The organism is Bacillus sp. CFBP9009, from assembly GCF_036541465.1.
In the GTDB taxonomy this organism is placed as follows: Bacteria; Bacillota; Bacilli; order Bacillales; family DSM-1321; genus Peribacillus.
This window is the reverse complement of record NZ_JAZHFU010000001.1, coordinates 269,747-294,654: the sequence shown is the minus strand read 5'-3', so window position 1 is coordinate 294,654 and position 24,908 is coordinate 269,747. Positions and strand designations below refer to the sequence as shown.

Genomic DNA, 24,908 nt, shown 5'->3' with positions numbered 1-24,908 from the left:
TTATTTCTTTACCCACTTTAATCTCCAAGCACACTTTGCAATGTGCTGTGGAGGTTATTTCCTCGGGACTTGCTGATGGCATAAAAAAACCGAGGGAATGGTAATTCCCTCGGTCATTTATAAGTTTCTGGATTATATATTAACGGCGGCTTTTTTCCCCGCCCTTGCGTCCTGCTTCTTCACGGCTCATTTTTCCATCATCGGAACCATCTCGTTGATTGGCCCGTGTCTCTCCGCCTTTTTCGCCGATTTCCTGATAGAATTCCTTGCCATGACTGTCGGATGTCGCTTCTCCGCCTTTTTTACCAATCTCCTGATAGAATTCCTTATCATGATTTTCGGATGTCGCTTCTCCGCCCTTTTGGCCAATCTCTTGATAGAATTCCTTATCATGATTTTCGGATGTTGCTTCTCCGCCCTTTTGGCCAATCTCTTGATAGAATTCCTTATCATGATTTTCAGATGTTGCTTCTCCGCCTTTTTGGCCAATCTCTTGATAGAATTCCTTATCATGATTTTTTGCTGTTGTTTCTCCACCTTTACGTCCTGCTTCTTCACGACTCATTTTCTCATTGTTGTTAGCCATTAAAAAGTCCTCCTTATTATTTGGATTTTTCATGTACTAGCTACATATGACATGTACCCGCTTGAACAGCTATAAAACTAGATTCAGCTAAAAACATCAGGTCGTTTTTTTAACGGCGACTTTTTCCCTCGCCATTAAGTCCTGCTTTTCCCTGCTCATTTTTCAATCATCGGACCCATCACGTTGATTGGCTCTAGCCTCTCCGCCTTTTTTGCCAATTTCCTGATAGAAATCCTTATCATGATTTTCGGAAGTGGCCTCTCCGCCTTTTTGACCAATCTCTTGGAAAAATTCCTTATCATGATTTTTTGCTGTCGCTTCCCCGCCTTTGCGGCCAGCTTCTTCCCTGCTCATTTTTTCATTGTTGTTAGTCATTAAAACTCCTCCTTATTATTTGGATTTTTTATGAACTAGCTACAGTTTTATGTATACCCGATAGTTTTGATATAAAACTAGAATCTATTAAAACTTTTCCATTTCAAAAGGAAAAGCATCATGAATGATATCACTCATGATGCTTCCTAACCTACTTGGGAATTCCTTCTCGCAGGCGATTTGGCAGCTCTATATCAGTATTTTTTGAAATCCATATTCTTTACTGTTTTTCAGGAAATCCTTTAAAACCACATTTTATTACCGAAATTTTAATTATCTACTGGCCATTATCAATTTTCTTCTTCTCTCACCAAAAAATCTTTCTCAATTATTAACGGTTTTTCTACAAAATTAATTCTTCTCATTATTTGTTGTATTACTCTCGGGAAAAAGTAAGCTCCAAAGAAAGCACAGACAAAAGCCTGTGACCAAGTTTTTAACCATGTAGATAGGAATGTATGATCATAACCCCTATTTATTGAGACTAATATAAATGAAATAAAAAAGGACATACTAAATGCCATTAAAAATGCATAAATAATATTTCTGTATTTAACGTTAATATTCATTATTTTTGTACTTCAACTCCTGATTTAATAATTTTAGGTTCCTTGATATTTTTAATTTTCTGTTGTTCTGTTCCCAACTATATTTTATTTCTTCGATTTACATTAGTAAAACCAATTTTTATAATAGATCTATTAGAATTGCTAATGCAAAGGGGTTAGTGAGATTGAATTCGTATTATGCTTTTATCAAAACCATAGAAACAGGCAGTTTTACAAAAGCTGCTGAAGAACTTGGCTATACGCAGTCCGCCATTAGCCAAATGGTGCATTCATTAGAGGAAGAGCTTTCCACCACTCTTATTTTACGTTCTCGAAAGGGTATTACACTGACACCAGATGGCGAGGAATTTTTGCCATATATCCGGAAGATTTGTAATTCACATAGGGAACTGACTGAAAAGCATAAAGAGATGGAGGGACTGCAAAGCGGCCTTATTCGAGTTGGCACATTTTCCAGTGTTACATGTCATTGGCTACCAGGATTGATCAAAGAATTTAAGGAACTTTACCCAACTGTTCATTTCGAATTACATCAAGGAAATTATACGGAAATCTCAAACTGGATTAAAGAAGGCAGCGTAGACTTTGGCTTTGTGAATTCAAATGTTACAGATCTAACTACGATTCCCTTGCAAGAAGACGAAATGCTGGCTGTAATGCCAGTAGATCACCCTTTAGCATCATCCACAAAAGTCTCATTGAAAGAATTGCTAAAAGATCCTTATATCCTGTTGGATGAGGGCGTTATAAATGAACCATTAATAATTTTTAAACAGTACAATTTTGAACCTGATACACAATACCGGGTATATGATCCTTATGCGATTATGTCCATGATTGAACAAGAGCTTGGCATTTCGATTTTACCGAAGCTGCTCTTAAATAAATGTCCCTATAATATTGTAACGAAAGCCATCTCTCCTTCTATTATCCGAACAATTACTTTGGCATACAAGGATAAAAGGGTATTGCCAATAGCAAGCAGGTATTTTATTGACTTTATTATTGAAAGGTATAGGGAAGCTTAATAAAAATTCCCTTCTAAAATAATGAAGGGAGTTCCTAACCTCTCCGAACGTTTACCCTTGAACTCTTTGCTAACTGCATTGCTTTACTAAATAAAATCTCTTAACTCTGTTGCTGCAGGAATTACTGAGCCCATCCCGCCCTGGTTGCTTGTTTCATAAATCCTGAAATATTTAATATCGTTTTTGCTTTTCATCTAATTTTCCCTTTAAATTATTTTTTATAACTGACATTTTTGATGCGAAGTTAAATTGCATTTGGCTTTAAATGGCACGTCAAATTCGCCTTTTCTGGGAAATAATAATCACGAAAGGAAGTGGATGTTGATGTCATTAGAATGGTTTGACAGAGTAAGCGGGGAATTGCAGGATCATCTTAAATCAATTTGTGAAAAATACGACCGCAATGGCAGTTTGATCGTGGAGCGCGGATCTAAGCATCCACGCATCGAGTTTTATACAGAGCTGGATGACAATGAGCGGGATTATTTTTCCACGCTGTTTTTTGATCCGTATAATGAAGAATTTTATATGGAATCGTTCGATCCGGATTTAGGGCAGATCAGCAAGGTCATCCTTTCGGACATTGAAGATATCGTCGATGCTATCCATGAGAGCTTCCATAACTATTTGGAAGAGGATGATGATGAGTACGATTACGAATATGATATGGATATGGATGATGATAATGATGATTTGTATGTTCCAGACGGCGACGATTCCGAAATATACGAAATCGATGTAGATTGGGAAACGCCTGAAGTGACCGCTTATATCCAGGATAATGAAGTCGAGGTCACCTATCAATTCGGTATCGTCCAGGAAACAGGTGATGGTGTGCTGAAACGGATCAATCGGATTCGGACAGCGGATGATGACCTGATAAAGGATGAAACGAATTTCATTTTCAGCAAGGAAGAAGCAAGCACGATCATCGCCATGATAGCCAGTCATATGGATTCACTTAGTGAAATGGAATAAAACCAACAAAACCTTGTCCATGATCATCATGGACAAGGTTTTATCATATAATAATCAGTTCATATACCTCTGATAATTGCGTGACCCGTTCCGTATCACTCGCTTCCTTCGCATGTTTAATTTCCTGAGGAAGAATATGGTTAAGGAGACTGGCTTCTTTACCGGATAGTTTATTGACGAGTTCTTCTTCAGAATGAAAATGTCCGCTTTTGATTTTATTATAAATTTCCTGCGCTTCAGGATATTGGTCCGTATAGTTAGACAATATCTCACGTAAGTAACCAATCGTACGATCCATCAAACCATCCCTCTCGAATGTTAGATTTTTGCTTACATGCTATACCTTCCCCCATTTTTTGATGATAAATTCCTAAAAAAAGATATCCAAGTCAATGGATACCCTTAATCAGTCTTCCTCCCAAAATAAATCATCCAATGTGCGGGATAATGCTTTACAAATTCCGACACATAAACTTAATGAGGGATTATACTTTCCGGATTCAATCAATCCTATCGTTTGCCTGGATACGCCGACAATCTTGGCCAGTTCTTCTTGTGACAAGTCCTTTTCTACTCTCGCAAGCTTAAGTTTTATATTCTTCAAGGGAAAGCACCTACTATTTCTTATTATCTTAGCTATTCTTCATTCCAATTTTCTTCGCCAATAAGTATATACCACCAAAAAACAGTAGTAAAATCGGCAAATAGATCATAACAGATACAACCGATACCAATACAAAATACCATACGCCCTGGGAACTGCTATCGGCATAGGATACAGCACTATTCACCCCCATGAATATAGCGATGAGAAGTGCTAAAGCAACCGTCCCAAGAATCGTCTTCCTGCTCATCGGTGTTTTGCTGGTGCGGTCATGCATCTCCACTTCATCCCAGAATACACCTAAGAAAATGGAACGAGCTAAGTAATACAGTCCTCCTGCAACAAGGATCGCGAATTCCAGATATAACTCCCCGCTGCCTGCACCATATTTATATAGTTTGAAAAGTGCACTCACCAGGCAAATGGCCAAAATGACGTAATACATTTCTTTATAAATCTTATTTCTTACATTCTCAACCCGCTCATCCGTGATCTTTTTTGTTCGTTTGAATAGATTCATCTTTGATCGACCTCCAATAATTCCATCGCTTACCCTTATTATATGATTTATTCAACTTTTTGCAACATATATATTACATTTTACAATTTATAAATTGCAATATGTATAAAAAAAGGTACCCATACATCATGTATGGATACCTCACTAGCTTTATTTAGGGTTTTACTCGTAAGTTTTGGGGATTTACTCGTAAGTTTTGGAGATTTACTTGTGAATTCTAAGCTTTTACTCGTGAGTTTTGGAGTTTTACTCGTGAATTTCAAGCTTTTACTCGTGAATTCATGATTTTAATCATTGTTGTGAAGGAATGTACTTAAAGTAACAGGGTAGTATAGGTGAATAAGGAAAAATGTCTAGTTCAAAATAATTCTTTTAACAAGGATATTTATTGGGTGGCTAAGTGTCAAATGCGCTCCATCTCTACAATGGCAATCTTAATTATCTTCGTTTTTTATTTAAGAATTTCTTTCACCTTTTTTAAACTTTTCTCTTGTCTTGAAGTGAACTCCAAGGTTTACAGTGATACATGTAATTGAAACGGAGGAAAGAAAAATGGTAAAGAAAGCTAAAAACAAATCAATTGTTTTAGGCATTATTCTTATTAGTTATTTCGTTATTGTTTTAGATATATCTGTAGTAATTACTGCTTTACCTAAAATTCAAGAATCACTTCACTTATCTCAAAGCAATCTAACTTGGGTTCAAAACACTTATACATTAATTTTTGGTGGTTTGTTACTGCTTGGTGGACGTGCCGGAGATATTTTCGGGCGTAGAAGAATGTTTATTCTTGGATTAATTATCTTTGGTTTGGGTTCACTATTAGTTGGTACAGCGCTGAATGCCGTTTGGTTAGTTATTGCACGTGCACTTCAAGGTGTTGGTGCGGCACTTCTTGCTCCATCTACACTTGCATTATTGATGGATAACTTTGAGGAGGGGGAAGAACGTACGAAGGCTGTTTCTTATTATGGTGCAGTTGCTGGTATCGGTGCAAGTGCCGGTTTAGTTCTTGGCGGTATTTTTGCCAGTTGGTTATCTTGGCGTTACGCATTTTTCATTAATGTCCCAATTAGTATCATCATGTACATTCTAACGAAAAAGCATATCAAGGAATCTGCTACTATTGCAGGAAAATTCGATATAGCAGGGACAGCTACTTCTTTATTGGGGATTGTTGGACTTGTTTATGGAATTGTAACCTTAGAGGAGCAATTAATGATTGCTCTCATTTCTATTGCTGTTGGAGTAATTTTACTTATTACTTTTGTATACACGCAAAAACGTGCAGATCAACCAATCATGCCACTCCGTCTATTTAAGAGTGGTGAACGCAATGGTGCGTACTTAGCACGCATGCTATTCTTGGGTGCCATGATGGCATTTTGGTTCTTTATAACTCAATTTTTACAATCTATCTATGGATTTTCACCATTACAAGCCGGTATAGGATTCTTTCCAATGACAGTCGCTAATTTTATTTCCGCTATGCTTGTGCCGCTCTTTACTCGAAGCTTTAACAATGGTCGTGTTCTACTATGCGGTCTAATAATTACAACGATCGGCATGTTCTGGTTAAGTTTTGTTTCTGGTAATAGCAGTTATATTGCTAGCGTTGCACTTCCAATGATTTTCATTGGTTTCGGGCAAGGATTATCACTTAGTCCTTTAACTGCTGCTGGTATTGCTCATACTGAAGCGAGTGATGCTGGAGCTGCAAGTGGTGTCGTAAACGTAGCACACCAAATTGGCGGATCACTTGGTCTTGCAATATTAGTAGCAATTTCAAGTATATCAGCCAGCAGCGGATTAGTAACTCAAGTAAATGTCGCATTAAAAGGCGGTAGTGTCATGCTGGTTTTAGCAATTATTCTTGTAGTTGCACTTATACTTCCAGTTATGAAGAAAGAAATAAAAAATTGAATATGTCCCCTTGCCTTGGAGTGAACTCCAAGGTTTATACTGAACTTCACTTAAAAGAAAGAAGGTAAAAAATATGGAATATGTGACATTAAATAATGGCGTAAAAATGCCACTTAACGGTTTTGGGGTCTTCCAAATCCCTGATCTTCAACAGGCAGAAGAAAGTGTTCTTACAGCAATTAAAGCTGGTTATCACTTGATTGATACAGCTGCAATTTACATGAACGAATCAGCTGTGGGTAATGCAATCAAGAAAAGTGATGTACCTCGTGAAGAATTATTTGTCACTTCAAAACTTTGGGTGAGTGACACAGGCTATGAAGCGACAAAAACGGCATTTGGGAAAACGCTTGAACTCATGCAGCTTGATTACCTTGATTTGTACTTAATCCACCAACCATATGGAGACATTTATGGCTCATGGCGCGCACTTGAAGAACTTTATAAAGAAGGAAAAATTCGTGCAATCGGTGTAAGTAACTTCCATACTGATCGTTTGGTTGATTTAATTCTTCATAATGAAATAACTCCACAAGTGAACCAAATTGAAGTGAATCCTTTCTTACAGCAAGAAGAAGTTTTAAAAGTCCACCAAGAATACAATGTAGCTGTACAAGCTTGGGCTCCGTTTGCAGAAGGAAAAAACGGTCTCTTCACAAATGAAGTGTTAATTGAAATAGGTGAAAAATATAACAAATCAGTCGCTCAAGTTGTCCTTCGCTGGCTAATCCAGCGCGGAATTTCAGCTCTTGGTAAATCCGTTCATGAAGAACGCATCGCTCAGAATTACGATATTTGGGATTTTGAATTAAGCGAAAACGATATAAAGACAATTGCCACACTTGATACAAATAAAAGCAGCTTCTTCTCACACAGAGATCCAGTGATGGTAAAAGCACTTGGTTCAATGAAAGCAGAGCGTTAAGAACTGGAGGAAAATAAAATGATAGAACATAACAAAGTAATCGTTATTACAGGGGCATCATCAGGTATTGGCGAAGCAACTGCAAAATTATTAACAAAACGCGGAGACAAAGTTGTTCTCGGTGCTCGTCGTGAAGAACGTCTTCAAAAATTGGCAGACGAAATCAAAGCTGAAGGTGGCGAAGTAATTTACGCCAGCACTGACGTAACAAAACGCAGTGACGTTGAAGCTCTCGCAAAACTAGCGGTAGATACTTTTGGACAAATCGACGTTTGGTTAAACAACGCTGGTCTTATGCCCCATTCAACATTCGATAAACTTCATGTGGACGAATGGGAACGAATGATCGACGTAAATATTAAAGGTGTCCTTTACGGAATCGCAGCTGGTCTTCCAGTAATGCGTGAACAAAAATCTGGTCACTTCATTAATGTTTCTTCTGTTGCCGGGCACAAGACTCACCCAGGTGGCGGTGTATACAGTGGTACTAAATACGCAGTACGTGCGATTTCTGAAGCACTTCGTCAAGAAGAAGCTCAGGCAGGAAGCAATATCCGTGTGACAATTCTTTCACCAGGTGCCGTAGCAACGGAATTACCAAACACAATTACCGATACAGACCTTAAAGGCGGTATCGATTCACTTTACAGTGCAGTGGCCATTCCAGCTGAACGTATTGCTGAAACAGTAGCGTTTGTAATGGATACTCCTGAAGATACTGCAATGAATGAAATTATTATTCGTCCAACTATCCAATTACCTTAATAAAAAACATAAAAAGGTGGATTTTACATGAACATCAAAGTTGTAAGTGAAAAAACTGGTGTGTCTGCTGATACGATTCGTTATTACGAACGTATCGGCTTAATACCACCAGTAAAAAGAGATAAGAACGGTGTACGTGATTTAGACGATGAGGACATCCGTTGGATCGAGTTTTCCCGTCATATGCGTGAAGCAGGGGTATCCATTGAAGCACTAATCGAGTACATTGAGTTGTTCAAAAATGGTGACGATGCTAATATCCCAGCTCGTGTGGGAATTTTATGTGACGAACGTGACGAGATGCAAAAACGTATTGATTTAATGCAAAGTGCACTCGATCGTTTGAATTATAAGATTGATAACTACGAAAGTCATGTTGTTCCAGCTGAAAAAGGGCTTCGTGAATTTGATGAATGATAGTTGCACACGAAAAAATTCATTTTCGATGCTTCGACTATATGCGAAACGGAGTGAGGGATAAATGAAAGTTTTGATTTTAGGTGCAGCTGGTCAAGTTTCTCGTATGTTAACTGACCGCTTGCTTAATGAATCAGATACAGATATCACTTTATATGCGAGAAACGCAAATTCTCGTTTAAAAGCATCTAGTGAACGAGTAAAAATTATCGATGGTGACTTTCATGATAAATCTAAACTTGTCGAAGCAATGTCTGAAATAGATATTGTTTATTTAAATGATATGCGTGACGCTCAAGCAACACAATCTATTGTTTCCGCAATGGATGAAGCTGGTGTAAAACGTCTCATTGGTGCAACAGTTTTAGGTATTTATGATGAAGTCACTGGTGCATTTGGCCGCTGGAATGATGCAATGGTTGGATCCAGTGCACCCTTATACAAATCTGCAGCCAAGGTAGTCGAAGATTCAGACCTTGATTACACACTACTACGTTTAACTTGGCTTTACGACCAAGAAGGTAATGAAGAATATGAACTGACAGAAAATGGTGAACCATTTATAGGTGCACAAGTTACACGGCAGGCTGTATCTCGTTTGATTATGGATTTACTTGCTGATAACACGAAATATATTTGCAAAAGTTTAGGAGTCAGCGAACCAGATACCGATTTTGAAAAACCATCGTTCTATTAGTTTGTATTCAAAAAAGGGAAATTCTTTATAACAGAAAAGGTTACAGCTCGATGTGACCAGCAAGGTAAATTGGTCCAAAATGTAGCTTTAGAATAAAAATTGATTATAAATCCCCTTCCATTAACAGCAAATACAAAAACTCCATTTTTTTAAAAATGGAGTTACTTTTTTTATCTAATTATGAATTTTTCATAAAAAATTTTGATCATTTAGTCAATTATCCTTCATTAAGATGATAGCAAAGTTGAACAACACCAGAGGAAAATCTTTTTGTATCAACCAGTGTTAGATTCAATCTCTCCTTCATGTCAATAAACAAAGGTTTTCCTTCCCCTAAAACAACAGGGTGAACAAATAACCTAAATTCATCAACCAGCCCAAATCTTATAAAAGATGTAATAAGACTTGCCCCGCCATAAAGCCAGATGTCTTTACCAGGCTTTTTCTTTAATTTATTTACTTCTTCAACAATCATTTATGATTGTTACTTTATCATCAATGCTTTTTTTGTTTTGGAAAACATGAATTTTTCTTTGCAATGAACTAATTTCCAAATTTCTTTTTCAGTATCAGATACCTCATTTTACGGAGTATATTGTCCCCATAAATCATAGCTTTTTCTCCCATAAAAAATAGTATCAATATCATTTAAGAAATCAATGAACCCCATTTCAGAGTCCATAATGCACCAGTCAACTTCTCCTTTCGGCCCTTCAATAAATCCATCTAAAGTAACTGCTAAATCTAAAACTATTCTTCTCGGTCTTTCGTTAATGGCCATACTTTTATCTCCTTTGTCTTATAGAATGTCCCTTGTTATAAAATCATAAAGTTTCGACCGATCAGCGTTACAGCCCCTGACCGATGCCGGACAAATACCTAATGCTTTTAAGCTTCATACAAAAGTTTCTTCAGTTTCGTTTACATGTAGTTTTATAGTTCAGCATAAATCATAGTATTAAAAGACTGAATCAAAAACTAAGGAGACTTGCGATGAAAGCAATGGTATGCACAAAATACGGTTCACCCGATGTACTGGAACTCAAAGAGGTAGCAAAGCCAACGCCCAAGGACAATGAAGTTCTGGTAAAGGTTCATGCGGCAACAGTCGCTTCAGGGGACATAAGAGTCCGGAGTTTCAAGAGCCCCTTCTTATTATGGCTGCCGATGCGGATCTTTCTGGGGCTTAGAAAACCGCGAAAATCGATATTGGGAGTGGAGCTAGCCGGGGAGATAGAGGAAACAGGGAGCAATGTGAAAAAATTCAAAAAAGGCGACCAGGTTTTTGCCATGACTGGAATGAATTTTGGGGCTCATGCCGAATACACATGCTTACCTGAAGACGGGGCAATCGCAATAAAGCCTGCCAATGCGACCTATGAGGAAGCCGCCGCCGTTTCTTTTGGGGGAACGACAGCTCTGCATTTTTTCAGAAAAGCCAATATCCAGGACGGACAAAAAGTCCTCATTTACGGTGCATCTGGTTCGGTAGGTACTTCAGCCGTACAGCTGGCCAAATACTTTGGAACAGAAGTTACCGGAGTATGCAGTGCCGCTAATTTTGAATTGGTGAAATCATTGGGAGCCGATAAAGTAATTGATTATACCGAAGAGGATTTCACGGAAAGACAAGAGCGATATGACATCATCTTTGATGCAGTCGGGAAAAGCTCAAAAGCCACATGCAAAAAAGCACTTACCCCGAACGGGCGATACGTGTCCGTTGAAGGTCAAGGAATAGCAAAGGTACTTACGGAAGATTTACTACTCCTCAAGGACCTTATCGAAACTGGCAAAATAAAATCGGTCATTGATAAGCACTACCCTCTGGAACAGATTCCCGAGGCTCATAGATACGTAGAGCTAGGACATAAAAAGGGAAATGTAGTGATAACTGTTCATCATGATAACCCCTGACTAACCGCTTGAACATGAAAATACCCCTTAGACAATTGGATCTGTAGGGGTATGACGTCATAATTCTTATATAATTGGGGTCCACTTTCTTCACAGACATTCCTCTTTGCAAAAGGTTAAGCTGAGGCTATTCAACGTGTAAAGTCTAGCGGTGAAAATGAATAAATCGCTGTAGTTATTTTCAACGTACTCTTCAATGATAGCCATCCCTTTTCTGAATCTATCAACTAATAAGTGCGTATAGTTTTCATCCCAGGTAAACCGGTTGATCCGTTTAAGTTCATCGGCCAATACTTGAAACTTAAACTCCTCAACAAGAAGCTTCAATTGATACAATTTAACTTTATTTAAACAAAAGCAGTTGTTTTCATTTTCATGATTATCCCGGACGAATGTTATGAAACCTTTTAAATTATCAGCTAACATATTCGCTATTTGCATCTCGAAGTTCATTTCCAACAGCTCCTCAATGTCTAAAATCTATATGAAGAGTGTATGATTTGAAATGATATTTTAACACCAACAATTCTTTTTTCGAGATAGATTCCTTGTGCATTTCCTTCTATGATAGAATTCACAAAAAAAATTGCCCCCCTTTCCTTCCAAGGGGACAATCTCACATCGAATCCAGAACTAAAGAGATAAGCAGGCCCGCAGCGGTGAATATGCCCGTGATCGGCCCTCCGTCTTCAAATGCTTCAGGCATCATCGTTGAGGCGATCATGGCGATGATTCCACCGCCTGCAAAGGCTGCCATCGCTGCCAGGACATAGTCCGGGGCATGATCGAGGAATAGATAGCCCGACATCGAGGAGAGTGCCGAAATGATCAGGACGGAAAACCACAGCAGCATGATTTTCTTCTTGGAGTAATCACTTTTGAGCAAACCTGTTGTACTTGAGAGCCCCTCCGGAATATTACTGATGAAGATGGCAATGACCAATAGCCAGCTTACCGAGCCGCCGCTTATTAAGCTTGCGCCAATCATGATCGACTCCGGTATAGCATCCATCACCGTCCCGATGAAAATGGCTAGGCCCGCTTCTTTCGAAGAGCTATTATTGGACCGTTTCCTTTTATCCGCACCTTTTTTGGAAATAAGGAAATCCAAGGCGGTAAACACGGCGGCCCCTGCTATGAATCCGATCCCCGTCGCCCAGATTCCACCATCACTCACCGAATCAGCAAGCAGCTCATATGCCGCGGCGCCAATCAATACACCCGTACCAAAAGCCATGATATAGCCAATGATGTTTTTCTTTATCGGAATGAGGATGGCGGCAAGTGCGCCAAGCAAGACGGCAGAACCCGAAACCCCTCCCCAAAAGACCGCATTCCACATAGAATTCCCCCATTTCCTTTTTATAGGATAGTGTACCCGGGTTGATGTTGGGGTAAACAAGGGGCATCTTTGCAAATTCCAGCAAAAAAAAGCAGTTATATTCGCTGCCAGGGTTTTTGTGTATAGAATGGTAGAGTATCCTGCTCTTCGCTGCCTTATATGACTGATATTTGCGGTTTTCCTTCTTCTCTTTCACTAACCTTTTCGATTTTATCGACAAACATTTGAAAAACCTTTCTCTTTTCTTCCAGCTCTTTTATCGATTCTTTCAATTCGTTCAATTTTTGTTCAAAAGGTTTATGATAGAGCTCGCGGATGTTTCGAATAATTTCATCATTAATAGTGGATTGTACAACCTGTTTGGTAATATTGAATTTATAGGAATAAACCTGAAGTTCACGCTTAACTTCATCATACTCTTTTTCTATCCCATTTAACACATCACTGATTTCTTCATTCCATTCTACTAAAGCCTTTTTCACATGTTCCTCCACCTTTATTCCCCCTCTTTAACTAACAAAAATCCATCTCCATAAAAACTTATTTTATCAAATGTTCATTTCGGTTTCTTTTCGGCTTAGTTACTTAACATATAAGTTTCATTAAAATCAGATAACAGTTAACGACGAGTTACGAAACACTTTTGAAAAATCACATAGAATGAAACATGACAACTATAACCTATGGAGGTGTTCAGACTGATTCATACAGTTAAACCAGGTGAAACACTGACACAGATATCCAGGGACTACCGGAAACCGCTATCGGCAATCATCGCTGCTAACCCGACAATAAATCCAAACGTCATTTATCCTGGTCAACCCATTATGATCCCTGGTTTTCCCCCTCCTGATACCATTCCATTTCAGATCGATGTGTCCGTTAACAATCGTAAGCTAAGGCTGCTTAAAAATGGAGTATTGCAAAAACAATATCCAATCGCCGTTGGAAGAATGCTTTTCGGTACACCAGTAGGACAATTCATCATCATTAATAAAGCCCCCAACCCCGGAGGCCCATTCGGTACAATGTGGATGAGTCTATCCAAGGAGCACTACGGCATTCATGGAACAAATGATCCCAGCTCGATTGGTAAAGCTGTCTCAAAAGGCTGTATTCGCATGCATAATCGGGACGTGGAGGAATTATCAAGGATTGTTCCAATCGGGACAATGGTTTCAATTCATCCTTAATGTGTTCAGGGAAACCTGGACACTTTTTTCAGTCAAAAAAAGGCAGGGATCTCCCCTGCCAGTACATGAGTATATGTCAATCAATTCATATTAATCGGCCAATAATAAAACACCAGTGTAACCATGATGATCATGACGCCGCTGATCATTAAATAAGCTGGATATCTGCGGGTGATGTTCATTTCTTTTTGCTCGTCTATTTCAATCGGGGTTTGAAGGATATTTGCCTGAAACTCCCTTTCTTCGATGGTGATCGTTCCATACATGGAGCCAATGATAAGTGCGCCTATGCTTAAGATTAAACCAATGATGACAGGATTGAGGTAAACGGGAAGGCTGATACCAAACATGCCGAGACTTTCTCCGAGTATCACACCAAAGAAGCCGAATACGATGCTCCAAAAGGCTCCTTCTTTCGTTACCTTCTTTGAAAATACGCTTGATATGGCAATCGGTCCCCATGATGCCGCAAATAGTGTAGCCGCAAAGTAGCCGATCCACATGACGGCAGGCGGCTGCAACAATCCAATCAATAAAATGATCAAGCTGATCACAACCATGGAAATGCGGCTGGCCCGTAATAGATGATGATCTGTGTATTCCTTTTTCCGTGATTGTTCCATGATATCCCGTGTAATGCTGCTTCCTATAATCTGCAGGAAGCTCGAACAGGATGATAAGGCCGCAGCCATGATGCCGCTGACAATGATGACTCCAAGCCATGTCGGGACAATATTCATCGCTGCCCAAATGAATACCTTTTCCGTCGGGGCGATATCCGCTTTAATGGTGGTGATTGTCGATATGCTGATATGGAGGAACAAATAGACGGTCAAAATGGATATGGTTGCCCAAACGCCGGCCCGAATAGCTACGTGTTCATTTCTTGCCATTAAATATCGGCTGCTTTGCCATGGACTCACTGCAATGACAATGCCCCAGACCAAGCCCATGATGACTGCCCAGGCCAATGCTTCCCAAGGTGTTCCCATCGTTGCGGCAGGTCCGGTAATGCCATGCCAGCTTAATAAATCAGGCCGTTCTGCCAGGTTAGCCGCTTTCGTAACGGCATCAGGAAACCCGCCTGCGGATTTGATGATATAAGGAAAACTAAGATACGTTGCGATCGAGAATAAAAAGAACATCACCGTATCATTGACCATGACCCCCTTCGCACCTGAGAGGATGGTGAAGGATGAATACACGACCCACATGATCACCAGTGCCATTGGATAGGAAACACCAGAAACCTCGGCCAATAAAACGGCTGCCCCTTGTGTAACGGCAACTAAGTATGCAGAGATTCCGAGAATCGTCGTGATCGCAGCTGCCAGTCTTACCTTCTTTGAATGAAAGCGGTTACCAAAAAATTCAGGAACGGTCAATGATTTGCTTCTTCTTAAATATCTGCCAAACAGGAAAACTCCGAATATATAGCCGCTTGCATTAAAAATAACTAGGATAAGCAGCAGGATCGGATACCCTTCATAGGAAAATCCTGCTTCCCCCATGAACGATACGGTACTTAGGAAAGAGGCAACAAGCGTACCGGTTATCATCAATGTGTTTCCGCTTCGCCCAGAAACATAGTACTCCTCTGAGCTCTTCACTTTCCTGAATAAAAAGATGCCGATTGAGACATAAACACAAAAGGATATAATAATACCAAGCAGAAAGGCCACTTACATCCCCACCTTTTCAATCGGATCTTTTGCTTTTATTTCTTCTTGATTTTTTTTCATTTTTACTAGGAAAACCTTCGTGATCCACCCCATGACAATTAAGGAACCCCCATAGCTTAAAGAGAAAATCAACTCACCCATTTCTTGACCCCCTTATCAAAATAGAAATAATCAATAGTTAAATATGCAATATCCATACCAAGTTTTTGAATATTCAGATTTTAACAGAGGTTAATTTATTATTAATCGTCATGATAGCTAAATTGGTATTTGCCCAGCTTGCGCATGATCGTCGTTTGGCTGACCTCCAGGGCCTTGGCCATTTTTCGGGTTGATTTATATGTAGAAAGGGCCTGGGACAATAATTGCTTTTCCGTTTCCTCTAACGCTTTTTTCAAGGGAATGATTCCTGTTAAATTAACTAGCGCCGTGTCTTTGTAAGTTAAATCGGAAGGCAAATCCTCTATTGTTACGATAGGTTTTCTAGCCGTCACGACAATTTGTTCAATTACATTTTCCAATTCCCGAACATTACCCGGGTAATCCTGCAGCTGCAGAATTAACTTGGAATGATCATCGATAGTGATCGATTGACCGTACTTTTCATTGAATTTCTTCAGAAAATAATCGGTTAATAATAGGATATCTTCCTTTCGCTCACGCAGCTGCGGTATTTCCATTGGAACGACATGCAACCGATAATATAGATCTTCACGAAACTGATTATTCTTGATCATTTGCTTCAAGTCTTTATTCGTAGCGGAGATAATGCGAATATTCACCTTTTTCTCCTTCGTTCCTCCCACCTTCATGAATGTTCTGTCCTGAACCAGATGCAGGATTTTCACTTGAATGTCGAGCGGCATTTCCCCGATTTCATCAAGAAATAACGTTCCGCCATCAGCACTCTCAACAAGCCCCTTTTTCCCGTGTTTATTGGCTCCCGTAAATGCACCGCTTTCATAGCCAAAGAGCTCGGACTCAATTAATGCCGATGGAATCGCGCCGCAATTAACTTGAATGAATTTCTTATCCTTTCTGCTGCTGAGATCATGAATGACCCTTGCTAAAACCCCTTTTCCGACTCCGGTTTCTCCATGAATGAAGATTGATGAATCCATCGGGGCGACTTTTTCAGCTAATTCCAAAACCTTTATCATCTTATCCGAATTTGTAATGAAGTTATTGAACGAAACGGTTCTCGAATTCTCATGCTGGGCCCGCTGGTTCCTAAGGTTCACTCTGTTCAATTGACTCTTCATCTCAACCAATTCCGTGATATCCCTGGAATTCGAAACAATTCTATATAAGTTCCCCTCTTCATCAAAAATCGGCTTCGCCGTGCTGAATACAGTCAATCCATGCGGATAGGTTTGTTCCGCCGAATGGATCGCTTTCGTTTTCATCGTTTTTAATGTAACCGAGTTGACGATCAATCCCTTTTCAACCAACTCATTAATGTTCTTATTAATAAAGGCCTCCGGCGGCAGCCCTGTAAGCTTCTTGCACGCCTCACTCACGAATAACGTATCCCCGTTCGCATCCGTCACGAAAATTTCATCATAGCTGGAATGCAGGATTTGCGTGAGCTCCTTTACCTTCTTTCTTGTCACCTCCAGCTCTTTCTGCAGGGATTCATTTAGACTGATTAAGCTCTTCATCTTCTTTTTAAGCAGTATTTCCCTGACTTCAGAGATCGGATGGCATCTATATTGGTTATCATTATGTTGAATTACAAAATCATAGGTGCTCATATCCTCTTCACTTAGCTTATCTAAATCATCAACGACGACAAACGAAGTATTAAGATAAGCCGTGATTTCCTGATTTTGACCATCGCTATCCAATCTCTTCAAAAAGAAACCTTCATCCAATATGCCGAGGATTTCCAAGTGATTTTTCATGACAATAAAAGGCGAGGAATTAATTTTCAGCAAGGATTTTACATCCAAAATAGAAATATCGGAAAATACAATTAGTGATTCCTTTTTTACTTCCATCACATCACCCCATATTTTGATTGCGAACCGATTTTGTTACACTTTTTGATACGAAAAGAAATAAGTGTCTTTTTCATAAGCAACGAATGTCTCTATATCAACAAATTTAAAACTGAACCTTTTATGAATCACCACTTTTCAAAAAAGGTTCAGTTATCTATATATAAAATACTATATCCATGAGCCATACCCTCTTTATCCAAGTAAAAAAACGAATATGAAACCACATTCCCCGGAACGGCATGGTTATTGCATATTGAACCTGTATAGAGATAGGTAGGGGGCGAATGGATGCCCTCTATACTCTCATTCTATCTAACATTAGGGAGTGGTCATGTATATGGCACAATTCAAGAATCTGTTTACCCAATTAACGATCGGTTCTACTGAATTAAAAAACCGGATCTTAAGTACAGCACATCAAACAAATCATGTCACGGACGGAATCCCCACTTCAGATATGGTGGCCTATCATGAAGCCCGTGCTAAAGGGGGCGTCGGATTGATCATCCTTGAAGCGGCATCGGTACATCCATCCGGCATGCTTACATCCAAAACGATTGCCGGATATGACCGGAGAATTGTCGATGCCTACAAAGAGCTTTCCGAAACGCTCCATAAGTATGGAACGAAGGTTTTCTCGCAGCTATTCCATGGCGGACGAGAAGTCGTATCGAGTGACTACCGAAATGCGGCATGGGCGCCATCGGCCGTTCCCAGCTTGCGCTTTGGCGTGATGCCAAAACCAATGAGCTTAGAGGATATTGAAGGAGTGATTGAAGGGTTCGCCTATTCAGCACAGCTGGCAAAGGAAGGTGGACTTGATGGAGTCGAAATTTGCTGTTCACACGGATATCTTCCTGCCCAGTTTTGGTCTGTGCATACAAATAAACGCACCGATCTCTATGGCGGATCATTTGAAAATCGGATGCGATTCATCGTGGAAATATTGGAGAAAGTATGGGAAAGAGTCGGAGAAGACTTTACCGTCGGCATTCGCATGAGTTCAGATGAACTGACGATGGACGGGACAACGATGAAGGATTCCGTGCAAATCGTCGAATATCTCGCGGAAAAAGTCCGATTGGATTTCATCAATGTCACAGCCGGAGATTCAAGCACCTTCGAGGGGTCAACACATATCGTGCCGCCATCACCGATAAAGCACGCTTACCTATCTCCACATGGATTCAAAATCAGGATGGCAGGAGCCCTACCGGTCTTTGTTGGCAATAGAATCGTCGACCCCGTTGAAGCGGAACAGATCGTATCAACCGGAAAAGCCGATGTCGTCGGAATGACCAGGGCCTTAATCGTCGACCCAGACATGCCCAACAAAGCAAAAAACGGCGACCTGCAGGCAATCGATGCATGCATCGGTTGTTTACAAGCCTGTATCGGTCACTATCATAAAGGACTGCCGATTGGCTGTGTCCAAAACCCAACCACAGGTAAAGAAGCATGGATATTACCCGAATTAAAGAAAACGAGAAACAAACAGAACGTCCTCGTGATCGGCGCCGGACCCGGCGGATTACAGGCAGCCATAACAGCGGACTACCTAGGTCATTCCGTAACACTGATCGATCAAAGCAAATCAATCGGCGGCCTGCTTCGTACCATGCGCAAAGCGCCAATGAGGCATGAACTCGCAGAATCGATGCTCGATAACTACTCACGGAAATTAATGAGAAGCAATATAAATGTGCAATTAGGCAAAACGGCAAACGCCCAAGAAATATCCGAATCGAACCCGGACGCCATCATCTGCGCAACCGGCTCACGGCCCTATACACCAGCCATCGAAGGAATCGATGACCCACGGATCATCATGAGTGATGACCTCTTCAGCTCAACTAAAAAAGCCGGGGAAAACGTACTGGTATTCGACTTTGGCGGTGACTGGCCCGGCATGGAAGCAGCCATTTACCTAGCCGAAAAAGGCCACCAAGTAACACTCATATCATCCAGACTGCACATAGGGGAAACCGTCCACCAATATCTCAGAAATGAATACCTAAAAAAACTATACAACCTAAACGTCACACTCCTACCCCATTACGATCTCGGGGCAATCAAAGAAAATCACGTCATCATCCGGAACCTATTCACCCAACAAAAACAAGAACTAACCAATTGGGACTCCATCGTCCTCTCCCTTGGCCGCATACCCAACACAGAACTATTCGAAGAAATGAAAGGCCATGCGCCCATCGTGAAACAAATAGGAGACTGCCTTGGCCCGCGTACGATTGAGGAAGCTACGCATGAGGGGATGATGAGTGCTATTAGTTTATAAAAAGAGAAGAGACATTCCTTGGGTGGGGGATGTCTCTTTCTTTTGATGATATAGGTTAGGCACAACCGGATCATTGGTTTTATGAATTAATGAAAAATTTATAATTGGTTACTAAATACTTTTTCTTTTTATTCAACTCTTTAATTGTTTCTTCTTTTCACGAGATTCTAACTCCAACTCCTTTAAAAGAATTAGCTCGCTTAATTGAAATGAAATTTTCTTTAAATAAGTTATTCGACTGTCACACATTGAAATAAAAAATGAAATAAAAATAGTAACTCCGATAATTAAAAAATACAGCATTACCAGCTTCCCTGCTTGAACATCATTCCCTTTTAAAAATTGCTGAATGCCTAGTCCTAGCAATCCAGTAATCAATAATGCAGTAATCAGTGGTCTTATCCACTCTGAAAAAGGAAACTTTTTCATGTCCTCTAATATGCTAATCTCCTTCTTAACAATCTCATCTAATTGTTTTAACCCTTCTGAACTATCAATATTAAAATTATCTTTTAAAATATCCTTAAATATATTAATCTTATGTTGTTGAAATCCATACAAACTACCATATTTTTTTAATATTAAATTTTTTCGATGAAAATAAAAAATTAAAAAAGCGAAAATGTCAAATATTAAAAAAATAAAAATCAGTAAGTAGTTTTGTTTATCAATAAATGTGCCGAGTAAATATGTAAAGATGAGACATAACACTATATAGAGTATGGTTAAACGATCGCTTTTAATACACTCTTTAACATTCGCTTTAAATCCGAAAATTTTTTTGTACTCTCTTATTAACTTTCCCGTAAACATTATATCCCCTCCCACTTCATTATCACTGGATTTTTTGGATTATTAAAGTATACATAAGTATAAAAGCCCGCTGAAGAAAAACATGATTTAGTCTTAAACAAGTAAATAATCTCAGTTAATATTAATAATAAAATAATTGATTTTTTTAATATTAGATTGTTTTTCAAAATTATAATTAATAAAGAAACCTTCTTTATTTTATATGTTGAAAAACGGTTATTTTAGGCAAAAAACTGAAAGAACTGTTAACCCTAAAAGACTTAACAGCGTAAATTTATTATTTAGTTAGAGACATTCTTAAGTAGAATGTCTCTTTCTTTTTGATTTGTATTTAATACAATAAATAAACTTTTGCGTGGAGAAAAATCCCGAGCGTAAAAGAGTTCAAGGTACAACTATACTATTTTTAATAATAAACTTCCCTCTATAGATAAGAGTAATCTCCATTATCAATTATTACTGGTTCTTCATATTCTATTCCATTTAATAATGGCGACAGTTCCTCATGGTAGAAAATCTTTAAATAGTGCTGAGCTCGTGTTATTGATACGAATAATAGCTTTGTATCAAGTTCCGACAAGTTAAAGTTCAGCTTATTTGCATTAGGTAGAATGACAGCATCAAATTCCAGCCCTTTGGTTAAATAGGACGGAATGACAATAACATCTTTAAGGATGCTTTCATCCGGACTTGTTACCATCTGAAGGCTTGAAATTTGATCTAGGAGATGTTTATGCAAGGAAATAGATTTCTTCAAGTCTTTGTGGATGACCGCAATTTTTTTATAGCCCATATTTTGGATTTCTTTTATTGATTCTATGATATTTTCCAATAAATCTGGTGGATTGATAATCTTAGAAACTGCGACTTTAATTCCTGTACGACCTATAGGGAAGATTTCCGGAAAGTTCAGTTTGGAATTTTTTAATATAAGGTTCGCTGATTCCATAATTTGATTCGTAGATCGATAACTTGTGTTCATTTCCATCAGATTCACTTTATTTTCATTAAAAACTTCTTTAATTATTTCATTCCAATCTTTTAGACCATGATCCAAATAGATACTTTGCGTCACATCCCCAAGAAGAGACATGGAATGGCATAACTCCTTCAAAACGTATATTTGAAAAGGACTTAAATCTTGTGCCTCATCTATCACGATATGCTGATATAATTTATCGTTACCATTCAAGACAGTATGAAGATATATAAGAGGTGCAACATCTTCGTATTTAAAGTTTTTCTTAAATGCATTTAGGCTGATATTTTTTCCCGCAGCCCACTCGCTCTGTTCAGCCAATTCTAAATCAATGATTCTTTTATAAAGAGAAAATAATTCAATTTTAGGCCATTCCTTGGCATATGTTTTCCATGAAAGATTCAATGCTTCCCTTAACATCTTTATCTTATGGGTATAAGCCTTTTCAACAGAATTAAACACTTGGGTGCGGAGGGAGCTTCCCTCTGGTAAACCAGTTAAAACAACTTTTATGATGTTATCGAATTCTTCCTTTAATTCTTTTTGTTTGTGATCCAGAAATTCATCTACCCATCTCTCTACAAACTTAAGGGTGTTGGAATACTTTTTCGCCAAAGGTATATACCCAAGCTGATTGTACTTTGAAATTATTTCTTCTTTACTTAATCTGACAAAGCATTGATTATATGGATCATAGTATTCAAAACCTTTAATCTCTTCAAGGAATTGCTTTTCAAATTCCTCAAGATATAAATCTAATTTGTTCTTGAAATGAATAGTTGTTTTTTCAATATAAAAATCATGTTCCATCTTTTCGCCTATTAAATAGTCATCCAAGAGATTGATTGGTTCCTTTACATTTTTTAATTCTTTAATGATGGAAACTGCAAGAGACATAAAAGTAAGCTGAGAAATATCATCAATCTCAAGGGTAGGTAGGACATCTTGTATATAACTTAAAAACATTTTATTGGGTCCTATTATTAACAAGTCTTCAGTGTTTAACCGTTCCTTGTACCTTGTTAGGAGATAGGAAATCCTTGATAAAGCAATTGATGACTTGCCACTTCCCGCAACCCCTTGTACGATGATAGACGTATTCAATGGCTGACGGATGATATCATTCTGTTCTTTTTGGATTGTCATGATGATATCTTTCAATTGTGTCTTATTGCCCCGGTCATTTAATAATTCCAATAACACATCATCAAAAAGAAAATCATTCTGTTGTTCTGAGTTCACTTTATTTGAAGCAAGCTGACTAATCACGTCTGTGTAGCTTTTCACTTTTAATTTTTCTATCCGTAAGCTACGTTTAAAAACCACATTGAACGTATAACGCTCACCATAGCCACGATTTATAATAACTTCACCTGACCCACCATTGAATTCATAAAATAAATCCCCTATGGATGACTTCCAGCTATATATGATATCTTCATTTTTATCTTTAGCTATTGACGTATGACCAATATAAAAAGTCTCTTTTTTTCCATCCTCATATGTATCCACCCGTGCAAAATAAGGGTTCTTTTTCGCATCCGAATATTTAGCAATGAAATCTCGATTGGTTCTTTCTAGAGTAATATCTTTAGAAGAACTATTTTTTAATTCATTGGATAATGCCCCAATAATCTCATCGATTTCCACTAATTTTGAATCTAATGTTATTTGTTCCTCTTTTATGATACTATTTTTCATAGAATTCTCACCTTTCAAAATAGTGGTAATTTATAACTAATATTATACCAATAATATGAAATTTTCGATATTTAATAAAAAGATTAAAGTTGTTATATGTATTATATTTTAGCATTGATAATGACCTTATCTATAGGAAAAAGATATATCGTTAAGTGGTTGTAAAAAGTGGATATCTAGGTTACAAATGTAGAATTAATATGTCCTATCTAGGAACAATAAATATGAAAATAACTAAAAGAAAAAGGACCAAAATGGTCCTCCATACTTTAATATCATTGTAAATATTTAATAGATTTCGCAACTATCTCAGACATCAAGGGAGGCACCGCATTTCCAACTTGTACATATTGGGCAGTTCGTGGTCCTTCGAAGAAAAAATTATCAGGAAATGTCTGTATTCTTGCAACTTCACGTACAGTTAGAGACCTTGTCTGCTGTAAATCATAATGAATATTATAGTGTCCATCTTTGGATATATGCGCTACCACTGTATGTGGTATTTCATTTTCCCCATGAACCTTAAAGCGGTCAATAAATGACTTTTCATTTTTATGTGTTTTTAAATTTGCAGGTAAATCAGGATATTTTAATTTTTCCCCTTTTTTCGTCTTATCAATTGCTATCTTATATATTTGCCTATCACGTTCTTGAATAGGTCTTGCCTTATGGTTTAGAATGACTTGGCTACTTTCTCGCATGGAGACTTGGAATCTATTCAAATCATTTGTTAGGTTATATTCTAAAGATCCAAAGTCGACACCCTCACCCGGATTAAGCTTACATAAGTCAGAAATAACATTTTGAGTAGTTAAATCATGTTGCCAGTCTACCTTAAATTTAGAATAATTAGGGTAAGTTAGATTTCTTCCATTTTTAAAACCAAACAACAAAACTCTTTTTCTATTTTGAGGGACCCCATAATCAGCAAAGTTAATAATATTTTTATTATGATTACTATCTTCTCCTGACATGATCGTGTACCCAATTTTATCAAATTCTTCCTGTATAGCCTTAAATACTTCTCCTTTTTTGGCAGAAAGAATTCCTGGAACATTTTCGAAAATAAACATTTCTGGAGCATACTCTTTAACTATTCCTAAATAATAATAAAATAAAAAATTCCGATTATCTTTTTCTGCATTGACGCCCATTCTACTTCTTCCTACTAAGGAGTAAGCTTGGCAAGGAGGCCCCCCAATAATCATATTTACTGAATTTACTTTATGGTAATTTAAACTATTATTTATTAACTGAACAATGTCTCTAGATGATGTTGCCTCTTTATCATTAGCTGGATTACCAAATTTTTTATTAATTATTTCATAACTTAATTTTTCTCTTAAATAATCATACTTTTCAAATATTTCATCTCTGCTACTTTCAATATTTTTATATGTTTTTTTCCCTTGAACGTATTTATTATATAATTCAAGATCATTATTTTTCTGCAACTCGTAAAAGATAGTTCGAGTTTTAAGTGTTTCACAAGCCCAAGAATCTTTTTCAACTTGAGCTACAATATTATATCCTTCTTTATGGAATCCCTCACTAAGGCCTCCAGCACCTGAAAACAAATCTATAATTACCAAGAT

25 protein-coding genes and 2 pseudogenes are annotated in these 24,908 nt (G+C 38.2%); 11 read left to right on the top strand and 16 right to left on the bottom strand.

What is annotated here, in order from left to right; genetic code table 11:
• Positions 1-139: 139 nt before the first annotated feature.
• The 3 genes and pseudogenes from gsiB to V3595_RS01545 form a co-directional block, all read right to left on the bottom strand.
• Positions 140-586: a glucose starvation-inducible protein GsiB gene (gene gsiB / locus V3595_RS01555; RefSeq protein WP_485905176.1), complete on the bottom strand. Its 447-nt coding sequence runs from the start codon at positions 584-586 to the stop codon at positions 140-142.
• Positions 587-763: 177 nt separating this feature from the next.
• Positions 764-961 (bottom strand): annotated as a pseudogene (locus tag V3595_RS01550) (KGG domain-containing protein); the annotation flags it as partial.
• Positions 962-1,251: 290 nt separating this feature from the next.
• Positions 1,252-1,530, bottom strand: coding sequence for a DUF2798 domain-containing protein (locus V3595_RS01545; protein WP_485905174.1), 279 nt, complete (start codon positions 1,528-1,530; stop codon positions 1,252-1,254).
• Positions 1,531-1,694: 164 nt separating this feature from the next.
• On the opposite strand from V3595_RS01545, the gene V3595_RS01540 reads away from it, so the two are divergent.
• Together V3595_RS01540 and V3595_RS01535 are read left to right on the top strand one after the other, a co-directional pair.
• The gene (locus V3595_RS01540) at positions 1,695-2,558 is read left to right on the top strand and encodes a LysR family transcriptional regulator (protein ID WP_485905172.1); all 864 of its coding nucleotides are present in this window, start codon (positions 1,695-1,697) and stop codon (positions 2,556-2,558) included.
• Between the two features lie 324 nt (positions 2,559-2,882).
• Positions 2,883-3,536, top strand: a complete 654-nt coding sequence (locus V3595_RS01535) for a hypothetical protein (protein ID WP_485905171.1) — start codon at positions 2,883-2,885, stop codon at positions 3,534-3,536.
• Positions 3,537-3,579: 43 nt separating this feature from the next.
• On the opposite strand, the gene V3595_RS01530 is transcribed toward V3595_RS01535, so the two are convergent.
• From V3595_RS01530 to V3595_RS01520, 3 genes are all read right to left on the bottom strand, one after another.
• The gene (locus V3595_RS01530; protein ID WP_101223217.1) at positions 3,580-3,834 is read right to left on the bottom strand and encodes a sigma-G-dependent sporulation-specific acid-soluble spore protein CsgA; all 255 of its coding nucleotides are present in this window, start codon (positions 3,832-3,834) and stop codon (positions 3,580-3,582) included.
• A 108-nt stretch (positions 3,835-3,942) separates the two neighbouring features.
• Positions 3,943-4,140 (bottom strand): helix-turn-helix transcriptional regulator, encoded by a 198-nt coding sequence (locus V3595_RS01525; RefSeq protein ID WP_034309784.1) that lies wholly within the window; start codon positions 4,138-4,140, stop codon positions 3,943-3,945.
• Positions 4,141-4,168: 28 nt separating this feature from the next.
• Positions 4,169-4,660: a DUF6773 family protein gene (locus tag V3595_RS01520; protein ID WP_485905170.1), complete on the bottom strand. Its 492-nt coding sequence runs from the start codon at positions 4,658-4,660 to the stop codon at positions 4,169-4,171.
• Between the two features lie 132 nt (positions 4,661-4,792).
• Between V3595_RS01520 and V3595_RS01515 the strand changes: the two genes are divergently transcribed.
• From V3595_RS01515 to V3595_RS01490, 6 genes are all read left to right on the top strand, one after another.
• A complete protein-coding gene (locus tag V3595_RS01515; protein WP_485905168.1) occupies positions 4,793-4,945 on the top strand; it encodes a hypothetical protein in 153 nt (50 codons plus the stop codon).
• Positions 4,946-5,212: 267 nt separating this feature from the next.
• Entirely contained in the window at positions 5,213-6,583 is a 1,371-nt protein-coding gene (locus V3595_RS01510; protein ID WP_485905166.1) for an MFS transporter, read from the top strand.
• A 73-nt stretch (positions 6,584-6,656) separates the two neighbouring features.
• Entirely contained in the window at positions 6,657-7,508 is an 852-nt protein-coding gene (locus V3595_RS01505) for an aldo/keto reductase (RefSeq protein ID WP_485905164.1), read from the top strand.
• Between the two features lie 18 nt (positions 7,509-7,526).
• Positions 7,527-8,273: an SDR family oxidoreductase gene (locus tag V3595_RS01500; protein WP_485905162.1), complete on the top strand. Its 747-nt coding sequence runs from the start codon at positions 7,527-7,529 to the stop codon at positions 8,271-8,273.
• 27 nt (positions 8,274-8,300) lie between these two features.
• Positions 8,301-8,690 (top strand): MerR family transcriptional regulator, encoded by a 390-nt coding sequence (locus V3595_RS01495; RefSeq protein WP_485905160.1) that lies wholly within the window; start codon positions 8,301-8,303, stop codon positions 8,688-8,690.
• Positions 8,691-8,754: 64 nt separating this feature from the next.
• On the top strand, positions 8,755-9,387 hold the full coding sequence (locus V3595_RS01490; RefSeq protein ID WP_485905159.1) for an NAD(P)H-binding protein: 633 nt from the start codon (positions 8,755-8,757) through the stop codon (positions 9,385-9,387).
• A gap of 217 nt (positions 9,388-9,604) precedes the next feature.
• Here V3595_RS01490 and V3595_RS01485 read toward each other — a convergent pair.
• A pseudogene (locus V3595_RS01485) lies at positions 9,605-10,168 on the bottom strand (dihydrofolate reductase family protein).
• A 212-nt stretch (positions 10,169-10,380) separates the two neighbouring features.
• Between V3595_RS01485 and V3595_RS01480 the strand changes: the two are divergent.
• Positions 10,381-11,304 (top strand): NAD(P)-dependent alcohol dehydrogenase, encoded by a 924-nt coding sequence (locus V3595_RS01480; RefSeq protein WP_485905157.1) that lies wholly within the window; start codon positions 10,381-10,383, stop codon positions 11,302-11,304.
• A 90-nt stretch (positions 11,305-11,394) separates the two neighbouring features.
• On the opposite strand, the gene V3595_RS01475 is transcribed toward V3595_RS01480, so the two are convergent.
• The 3 genes from V3595_RS01475 to V3595_RS01465 form a co-directional block, all read right to left on the bottom strand.
• The gene (locus V3595_RS01475) at positions 11,395-11,757 is read right to left on the bottom strand and encodes a hypothetical protein (RefSeq protein WP_485905156.1); all 363 of its coding nucleotides are present in this window, start codon (positions 11,755-11,757) and stop codon (positions 11,395-11,397) included.
• 163 nt (positions 11,758-11,920) lie between these two features.
• Positions 11,921-12,646, bottom strand: a complete 726-nt coding sequence (locus V3595_RS01470; protein WP_252267569.1) for a ZIP family metal transporter — start codon at positions 12,644-12,646, stop codon at positions 11,921-11,923.
• 155 nt (positions 12,647-12,801) lie between these two features.
• Entirely contained in the window at positions 12,802-13,140 is a 339-nt protein-coding gene (locus V3595_RS01465) for a hypothetical protein (RefSeq protein ID WP_072273489.1), read from the bottom strand.
• A 204-nt stretch (positions 13,141-13,344) separates the two neighbouring features.
• Between V3595_RS01465 and V3595_RS01460 the strand changes: the two genes are divergently transcribed.
• On the top strand, positions 13,345-13,839 hold the full coding sequence (locus V3595_RS01460; RefSeq protein WP_485905683.1) for a L,D-transpeptidase family protein: 495 nt from the start codon (positions 13,345-13,347) through the stop codon (positions 13,837-13,839).
• 80 nt (positions 13,840-13,919) lie between these two features.
• Here the strand turns inward: V3595_RS01460 and V3595_RS01455 are convergent, their stop codons facing one another.
• The 3 genes from V3595_RS01455 to V3595_RS01445 all read right to left on the bottom strand — a co-directional run bounded on the left by V3595_RS01455 (position 13,920) and on the right by V3595_RS01445 (position 17,521).
• Entirely contained in the window at positions 13,920-15,521 is a 1,602-nt protein-coding gene (locus V3595_RS01455) for a sodium:solute symporter family protein (RefSeq protein WP_485905153.1), read from the bottom strand.
• Positions 15,522-15,662: a hypothetical protein gene (locus V3595_RS01450; protein ID WP_214793556.1), complete on the bottom strand. Its 141-nt coding sequence runs from the start codon at positions 15,660-15,662 to the stop codon at positions 15,522-15,524.
• A 101-nt stretch (positions 15,663-15,763) separates the two neighbouring features.
• Positions 15,764-17,521: a sigma-54 interaction domain-containing protein gene (locus V3595_RS01445; RefSeq protein WP_485905150.1), complete on the bottom strand. Its 1,758-nt coding sequence runs from the start codon at positions 17,519-17,521 to the stop codon at positions 15,764-15,766.
• Between the two features lie 340 nt (positions 17,522-17,861).
• Between V3595_RS01445 and V3595_RS01440 the strand changes: the two genes are divergently transcribed.
• Positions 17,862-19,820: an oxidoreductase gene (locus V3595_RS01440; protein ID WP_485905148.1), complete on the top strand. Its 1,959-nt coding sequence runs from the start codon at positions 17,862-17,864 to the stop codon at positions 19,818-19,820.
• A gap of 132 nt (positions 19,821-19,952) precedes the next feature.
• Here the strand turns inward: V3595_RS01440 and V3595_RS01435 are convergent, their stop codons facing one another.
• The 3 genes from V3595_RS01435 to V3595_RS01425 all read right to left on the bottom strand — a co-directional run bounded on the left by V3595_RS01435 (position 19,953) and on the right by V3595_RS01425 (position 24,905).
• Entirely contained in the window at positions 19,953-20,633 is a 681-nt protein-coding gene (locus V3595_RS01435; protein WP_485905147.1) for a hypothetical protein, read from the bottom strand.
• A gap of 424 nt (positions 20,634-21,057) precedes the next feature.
• Positions 21,058-23,331 (bottom strand): HelD family protein, encoded by a 2,274-nt coding sequence (locus V3595_RS01430; protein WP_485905145.1) that lies wholly within the window; start codon positions 23,329-23,331, stop codon positions 21,058-21,060.
• A 257-nt stretch (positions 23,332-23,588) separates the two neighbouring features.
• A complete protein-coding gene (locus V3595_RS01425) occupies positions 23,589-24,905 on the bottom strand; it encodes a DNA cytosine methyltransferase (protein ID WP_260358519.1) in 1,317 nt (438 codons plus the stop codon).
• Between the last annotated feature and the right edge of the window lie 3 nt (positions 24,906-24,908).

Coding starts and splice junctions, on each gene's coding strand:
- V3595_RS01475 (WP_485905156.1), bottom strand. CDS start 11,757: ATGAACTTCGAGATGCAAATAGCGAATATGTTAGCTGATAATTTAAAA.
- V3595_RS01505 (WP_485905164.1), top strand. CDS start 6,657: ATGGAATATGTGACATTAAATAATGGCGTAAAAATGCCACTTAACGGT.
- V3595_RS01495 (WP_485905160.1), top strand. CDS start 8,301: ATGAACATCAAAGTTGTAAGTGAAAAAACTGGTGTGTCTGCTGATACG.
- V3595_RS01480 (WP_485905157.1), top strand. CDS start 10,381: ATGAAAGCAATGGTATGCACAAAATACGGTTCACCCGATGTACTGGAA.
- V3595_RS01515 (WP_485905168.1), top strand. CDS start 4,793: ATGGATACCTCACTAGCTTTATTTAGGGTTTTACTCGTAAGTTTTGGG.
- V3595_RS01450 (WP_214793556.1), bottom strand. CDS start 15,662: ATGGGTGAGTTGATTTTCTCTTTAAGCTATGGGGGTTCCTTAATTGTC.
- V3595_RS01470 (WP_252267569.1), bottom strand. CDS start 12,646: ATGTGGAATGCGGTCTTTTGGGGAGGGGTTTCGGGTTCTGCCGTCTTG.
- V3595_RS01520 (WP_485905170.1), bottom strand. CDS start 4,660: ATGAATCTATTCAAACGAACAAAAAAGATCACGGATGAGCGGGTTGAG.
- V3595_RS01440 (WP_485905148.1), top strand. CDS start 17,862: ATGGCACAATTCAAGAATCTGTTTACCCAATTAACGATCGGTTCTACT.
- V3595_RS01535 (WP_485905171.1), top strand. CDS start 2,883: ATGTCATTAGAATGGTTTGACAGAGTAAGCGGGGAATTGCAGGATCAT.
- V3595_RS01510 (WP_485905166.1), top strand. CDS start 5,213: ATGGTAAAGAAAGCTAAAAACAAATCAATTGTTTTAGGCATTATTCTT.
- V3595_RS01500 (WP_485905162.1), top strand. CDS start 7,527: ATGATAGAACATAACAAAGTAATCGTTATTACAGGGGCATCATCAGGT.
- V3595_RS01435 (WP_485905147.1), bottom strand. CDS start 20,633: ATGTTTACGGGAAAGTTAATAAGAGAGTACAAAAAAATTTTCGGATTT.
- V3595_RS01490 (WP_485905159.1), top strand. CDS start 8,755: ATGAAAGTTTTGATTTTAGGTGCAGCTGGTCAAGTTTCTCGTATGTTA.
- gsiB (WP_485905176.1), bottom strand. CDS start 586: ATGGCTAACAACAATGAGAAAATGAGTCGTGAAGAAGCAGGACGTAAA.
- V3595_RS01445 (WP_485905150.1), bottom strand. CDS start 17,521: ATGGAAGTAAAAAAGGAATCACTAATTGTATTTTCCGATATTTCTATT.
- V3595_RS01530 (WP_101223217.1), bottom strand. CDS start 3,834: ATGGATCGTACGATTGGTTACTTACGTGAGATATTGTCTAACTATACG.
- V3595_RS01545 (WP_485905174.1), bottom strand. CDS start 1,530: ATGAATATTAACGTTAAATACAGAAATATTATTTATGCATTTTTAATG.